Here is a 5,743-nt window from a genome sequence, read left to right as displayed (position 1 = left end):
AAGATGGATTCGAACCACCGAAGGCGTAAGCCAGCAGATTTACAGTCTGCCCCATTTGGCCACTCTGGTATTTGCCCAACTTTCTTTCTTCTGAGCCTCTTGTCGGATTCGAACCAACGACCCCGAGATTACAAATCACGTGCTCTGGCCAACTGAGCTAAAGAGGCAAGATTAAACTTTGCAGCCACGCGGCTATCTATCGTGGCTTAGCGGCTGCAAAGTTAGATATATTTTTTGAATCACAAAACTTTTAGCGTGATTTTTTTATTTCCCTTGCTGTTTTTCTTTTACTTTCAGCAATTGCTTAGACAATGCATCCATGCATACGTCTATCGATTCTTCAAATGTATCACTTACTTTTTCTGCGTAAAACTCGGTATTCAGCGCCAATACGCGCACGCCAGCTTCCTTATTCATAGCTGTCTCCGGCTTTACCACCTTCAAAGACACCTCTACTTTCTTTATATTATCGCAAAATCTTTCAAGTTTCTCTGCTTTCTTCTGAATAAAAGCTTCCAGTCTCTCAGATGCATCGAAATGAATGGATTGAATTCTTACTTCCATAAAAACCTCCTTTTTTTACGCTCTTGGATGAGCTTGTTCATAAACTTTTTTTAATTCTTCAAAAGTCGTATGCGTATAGACCTCGGTAGTGGTCAGGCTCTCATGCCCCAAAAGCTCCTTCACCGACTCCAGCCCTGCCTCATTATTCAGCATAGCCGTCGCAAATGAATGCCTCAGCACATGCGGGCTTCTTTTCTTCAACGTCACGACCTTCGACAAATCGCGTTTCACCAACAAATAAACAAGACTGGGATATAATGCCTTCCCTTCCTTACGGACGAAAAACGCCTCACATTCCCCGTGCCAATATTCTTCTCTTGCCGAAAGATAACGGAGCAGCCTTTCTTTCAAACCTTCCCCGAACGGGATAATACGCTGCTTATTCCTCTTTCCTGTCACTTTTATCTGGCATGCAGACAAATCCACATCCCCGTCTTTCAGACCTATCAGCTCCGCCTCGCGGATACCCGTTTCATAAAAGACTGCGATAACCGTCTTGTTGCGGACACTCTCGAAATCGTCACCCGGTTCCTCATCCAGCAACCTGTCCATATCAGCTTCTTTTACAAATACGGGAAGCGGTTTCTTCTTTTTCGGCCCCTGAACCTTCCGGATCGGATCTGCCGAAACCACATTCTCCCGCAACAGATAGCGATAAAACGACCGCAGCGCACTCAGCTTCCGGTTTACCGACGATGCCGAATACCCCTCATCCATCAATGAAATCATCCATCCACGGATAATGTCCGAATCGACAGCCGTAAAATCCAAAGCCTCATCCACCGCTTTGAAGTATGCTTCAAACTCCGAGAGGTCTGTACCATAGCTGACAATGGTCTTGTCAGAATAGTTTTTCTCGAACTGGAGATACCTCAGAAAAGATTCCTTCAACATAAAAATATCGCCTTTCTTGTTCTCAGCAACGAATTTATGAAAAAGAATTCAATTATTCAAAGATTTTTGCGGAATTATTCTTCTGTCTGATGCATTTTTTGAACGTAAATAGCACGTTCCATCTTCAATCTCTTCAATACAGACGGTTTGTCGTACTGCTGTCTGCGTCTCAATTCTTTTACAACACCTGTTTTCTCAAATTTTCTTTTAAATTTCTTCAGCGCTTTTTCAATGTTTTCGCCTTCTTTTACTGGTACTACAATCATGTTTTTAAAATTAAGATTATATTGTTATTAAATGTTGCGTAGTCAATTCGCGGCGCAAAATTACACATACTTTCTTTATTTACAAAACTTTCCACCATATTTTATTGTATATTCCACAGAAATCGTAACTTTGTTAACCGTTAAAACGAAAGCTACTGTATGGAAACAAGAATCACCGAACGAATAGCGTCTTTACGCGCTTTCATGCAAGAAAGAGGACTTTCTGCATTCATCATCCCAAGCACCGACCCGCATGCGGGCGAATACGTGCCTCAATACTGGGAGGCACGCAAGTGGATTTCCGGATTCACAGGTTCGGCAGGAACCGCTGTCATCACCTTATATAATAAAGGAGGACTTTGGACCGACTCGCGTTACTTTCTCCAGGCTGAAGAACAGTTGAAAGGCTCGGGCATCATTTTATTCAAAGACCGTCTGCCCGAAACTCCATCTATCCCCGACTGGCTGGGAAGTGTACTGAACCCGCACGACAAGGTGGGTATCGACGGATGGGTAAACAGCTATGGAGAAACAGAAGACTTACGCACTGCACTGGATACACATGGACTGGAACTGGTAGCAACCGATGACCCGTTCCGACTCATTTGGAAAAACCGCCCTGCCCTGCCCGGCAATCCCCTTTCTATTCTGCCACTCACTTATGCCGGAACGTCTGCATCCGACAAGCTAAGAACCATACGTGCCTGCATTGATGCAACTCCGGCCGACGGAATCCTCCTGTCCGCTCTTGACGAAATAGCCTGGACACTCAATCTGCGGGGAAATGACGTACATTGCAATCCGGTATTCATCAGCTACCTGCTCATCACCCGCCAAGATGCCACCTTATATATAATGAGTGAAAAACTTACCCCCGAACTGACCGCTTATCTCACCGAAAACGGTGTACAGGCAAAAGATTACGGAGAAATAGAAAACGACCTGCGGCATTTCACCGGCAAGAGCATCCAGCTTTCGCCCGAGACCAATTACGCACTATACCGTACGGCACAATCGGCTGCATCCGTCATCTGCCGTCCATCACCCGTCTGTATGTTGAAGGCCATCAAGAACGAAACCGAGATAGAGGGCTTCCATCAGGCAATGCAACGCGACGGAGTAGCAATGGTACGCTTCCTGATGTGGCTGAAGGAAGCCGTAAAGAGTGGAGCGGAAACCGAAATCAGTATTGATAAGAAACTATACGAATTCCGCTCGAAGCAAGACCTGTTCCAAGGCATCAGCTTCGATACCATCGCTGGCTACCAGGAACATGGAGCCATTGTCCATTACGAAGCCACCCCCGAAACAGCATCTACACTGAAGCCTGAAGGCTTGCTGCTCTTGGATAGCGGTGCACAATATACCGACGGCACAACCGATATCACCCGCACCATTGCCCTCGGACCGGTATCCGATGCACAACGCATCGATTACACCCTGGTGTTGAAAGGTTTCATCGCCTTGTCGCAAGCCGAATTTCCACAAGGCACATGTGGCACACAACTCGATGTACTCGCCCGCCAGTTTATGTGGAAAGCAGGTATCAATTACGGACACGGTACCGGACACGGAGTAGGACACTTCCTCAACGTTCACGAAGGCCCTCATCAAATCCGAATGAACCACGTCCCTGCCCTACTCCAACCCGGCATGACCCTCACCAACGAACCGGGCATTTACAAGTCTGGACGGTACGGTGTGCGCACCGAAAACACCATGCTCATCATCCCCAGCCAGACTACAGAGTTCGGTAAATTCTATAAGTTCGAACCATTGACACTCTGCCCGATAGACAAAGAGCCCATCCGCCCCGAAATGATGACAGCCGAGGAGAAAACATGGCTAAATGCCTATCATCAGAAAGTATATCAAGAACTTGCACCGCTGCTGGCACCCGAAGAGGCTGCATGGCTGGAAAATGCCACCTCTCCCCTCGCCTGAAGCATACAGATATTATCTTCAGAGCCATATGCACATATTTGCACCAAGCGGTGCAGATATGTGCATCCGCCAAGGCAAATAAGTGCACCGCCGACAAGATTAATAATCTTCCGCGTGCAAGATTAATAATCTTACGGCTTGAAGATTATTAATCTTATCGCATATAGGCCGAAGTGCATCCGCTGGAGCAAAAGGCTGAAGAACCGCAAACAACCTTTTATCGCAACATTCAAACTTAAGAAAATATGGCTTTAATCAAATCAGTAAGAGGATTCACTCCCAAAATGGGAAACAACTGTTTCCTTGCCGACAATGCCACGATTATCGGTGATGTAGTGATGGGAGACGATTGCAGCATCTGGTTCAATACCGTCCTGCGGGGAGATGTTAATAGCATCCGCATCGGAAACCGGGTAAACATTCAGGACGGAAGCGTCCTGCACACACTTTACGAGAAATCGACCGTAGAAATCGGCGATGATGTTTCTATCGGACATAACGTCACCCTGCACGGGGCATGTATCCACAACAAAGCACTCATCGGTATGGGCGCCACCCTGCTCGACCATGCCATAGTAGGCGAAGGTGCCATCGTAGCCGCCGGCGCTCTGGTACTTTCGAACACGATAATCGAACCATACACCCTTTGGGGAGGCGTTCCGGCAAAGTTCATCAAGAAAGTAAATCCTGCACAAAGCAAGGAATTAAACCAAAAGATAGCTAACGGATACCTGATGTATGCCTCGTGGTACAAATAAATTAAGAATTAGGAATGAAGAATCGCTGCGCCCGCATGGAATTCTTCATTCCTCATTCTTAATTCCTCAAAGCTTCCCAATCAATGCATCCACGTTTTCTTCTCGTGTCGCCCAGCTGGTAGCTATGCGCACCGCGGTATGCGTATCGTCTACTTTTTCCCAGACCTCGATACCGACCTGGGCAGAAAGGCGTGCCAATTGTTCATTCTCCAATACCACGAAGAGTTGGTTGGTCTGCGGAGTAATCAGAAACCGGTATCCCCGTTCCTTCAGTGCCGACACAATCTTGTCCGCCATCACAATGGCATTGCGGGCAATCCGTTCGTATAATCCGTCGGTAAAGAGTGTATCAAACTGAAGTCCGAGCAAACGCCCTTTTGCCAACAATACCCCTCTTTGCTTGATAATGGAAGACAACTGGCGGATAGCACCCGGACGAGGCATCACCAAAGCCTCGCCAAACAAAGCACCCACCTTTGTACCACCAATGTAAAACACATCGCAAAGCGAAGCTATCGCTTCCAGTGTCACATCATTACCATGAGCCGCAAGAGCATAACCCAAACGCGCACCATCCATATACAAAGGAAGGTGATGCTTGCGGCACACAGCCGACAAAGCCCGAAGTTCTGCCAATGTATACAAAGTCCCATACTCGGTAGGCTGGGAAATATACACCATTCCGGGAGCTACCATAGCCGTCCAACTGGGATTGGCATAAAAATCTGTAACATAGCGGTTCACATCCGTAGCAGAAAGCTTACCCTCAGCATGTGGCAAAGCCAGTACTTTATGCCCGCCAGCCTCTACAGCACCGGCTTCATGCTGGTTAATGTGTCCGCTCTCTGCAGCTATCACACCTTCATACGGACGAAGCATTGCTGTTATCAGCGTAGCATTGGTCTGCGTTCCGCCTACCATAAAATGTACCTCCGCTTCGGGAGCAGCGCACGCAAGCCGTATTTTCTCACGTGCCGCCTCACAATACACATCAGTTCCATATCCCGGTGTCTGTTCCATATTAGTCTGCATCAACCGCTCCAATACAAGCGGATGCGCCCCTTCCAGATAATCACTTTCAAAATGTAACATAGTTTACAATATAAAAAATCCAAGACAAAGATAGAAATAAAACCTCTATCTTTCTTGAGAAAAAGCCTCCAATCTCAATAAAACAAAACAGACCCTCATACGGAACATTTTACCAACAAACCTTAATATCAGACACGAATACATCTATAAATCAAATACTTATATACAATCCGTCAGTAGCCGGCGCGGCTACTGACGGGGCATAAACCACCTTTCTCCGTGAAT

At 46.8% G+C, this 5,743-nt stretch carries 6 protein-coding genes and 1 tRNA gene; 2 read left to right on the top strand and 5 right to left on the bottom strand.

From position 1 onward, the window contains the following. Positions 1 to 93: 93 nt before the first annotated feature. The 4 genes from H9625_RS16930 to rpsU form a co-directional block, all read right to left on the bottom strand. Positions 94 to 167 (bottom strand) — tRNA-Thr (locus tag H9625_RS16930). A gap of 97 nt (positions 168 to 264) precedes the next feature. After that, positions 265 to 564 (bottom strand): ribosome hibernation-promoting factor, HPF/YfiA family, encoded by a 300-nt coding sequence (hpf, locus tag H9625_RS16925; protein ID WP_087211356.1) that lies wholly within the window; start codon positions 562 to 564, stop codon positions 265 to 267. Between the two features lie 15 nt (positions 565 to 579). Then, complete coding sequence (locus H9625_RS16920; RefSeq protein WP_191765490.1) at positions 580 to 1,458, bottom strand: tyrosine-type recombinase/integrase; 879 nt, start codon at positions 1,456 to 1,458, stop codon at positions 580 to 582. A gap of 74 nt (positions 1,459 to 1,532) precedes the next feature. Beyond that, the gene (gene rpsU / locus H9625_RS16915; RefSeq protein WP_087211334.1) at positions 1,533 to 1,724 is read right to left on the bottom strand and encodes a 30S ribosomal protein S21; all 192 of its coding nucleotides are present in this window, start codon (positions 1,722 to 1,724) and stop codon (positions 1,533 to 1,535) included. A 159-nt stretch (positions 1,725 to 1,883) separates the two neighbouring features. Here rpsU and H9625_RS16910 point away from each other — a divergent pair, with 159 nt between their 5' ends. Then, positions 1,884 to 3,668, top strand: a complete 1,785-nt coding sequence (locus tag H9625_RS16910) for an aminopeptidase P family protein (RefSeq protein ID WP_022040138.1) — start codon at positions 1,884 to 1,886, stop codon at positions 3,666 to 3,668. A gap of 245 nt (positions 3,669 to 3,913) precedes the next feature. Next, positions 3,914 to 4,426 carry a gamma carbonic anhydrase family protein gene (locus H9625_RS16905; RefSeq protein ID WP_087251431.1) on the top strand — a complete coding sequence of 171 codons (513 nt, stop codon included), beginning with the start codon at positions 3,914 to 3,916 and terminating at the stop codon, positions 4,424 to 4,426. A gap of 66 nt (positions 4,427 to 4,492) precedes the next feature. Here H9625_RS16905 and H9625_RS16900 read toward each other — a convergent pair whose 3' ends face one another. Then, entirely contained in the window at positions 4,493 to 5,518 is a 1,026-nt protein-coding gene (locus H9625_RS16900; protein WP_191765488.1) for a threonine aldolase family protein, read from the bottom strand. Positions 5,519 to 5,743: the final 225 nt, after the last annotated feature.

Source organism: Phocaeicola intestinalis (assembly GCF_014837065.1).
Taxonomy (GTDB): Bacteria; Bacteroidota; Bacteroidia; order Bacteroidales; family Bacteroidaceae; genus Phocaeicola; species Phocaeicola intestinalis.
Note: the sequence above shows the minus strand (reverse complement) of the source record. Positions and strands in the feature narration are given on the sequence as shown.

Bases quoted from the DNA above. Each gene is read 5' to 3' on its own strand.
- hpf (WP_087211356.1), bottom strand. From the start codon at position 564: ATGGAAGTAAGAATTCAATCCATTCATTTCGATGCATCTGAGAGACTG.
- H9625_RS16920 (WP_191765490.1), bottom strand. From the start codon at position 1,458: ATGTTGAAGGAATCTTTTCTGAGGTATCTCCAGTTCGAGAAAAACTAT.
- rpsU (WP_087211334.1), bottom strand. From the start codon at position 1,724: ATGATTGTAGTACCAGTAAAAGAAGGCGAAAACATTGAAAAAGCGCTG.
- H9625_RS16910 (WP_022040138.1), top strand. From the start codon at position 1,884: ATGGAAACAAGAATCACCGAACGAATAGCGTCTTTACGCGCTTTCATG.
- H9625_RS16905 (WP_087251431.1), top strand. From the start codon at position 3,914: ATGGCTTTAATCAAATCAGTAAGAGGATTCACTCCCAAAATGGGAAAC.
- H9625_RS16900 (WP_191765488.1), bottom strand. From the start codon at position 5,518: ATGTTACATTTTGAAAGTGATTATCTGGAAGGGGCGCATCCGCTTGTA.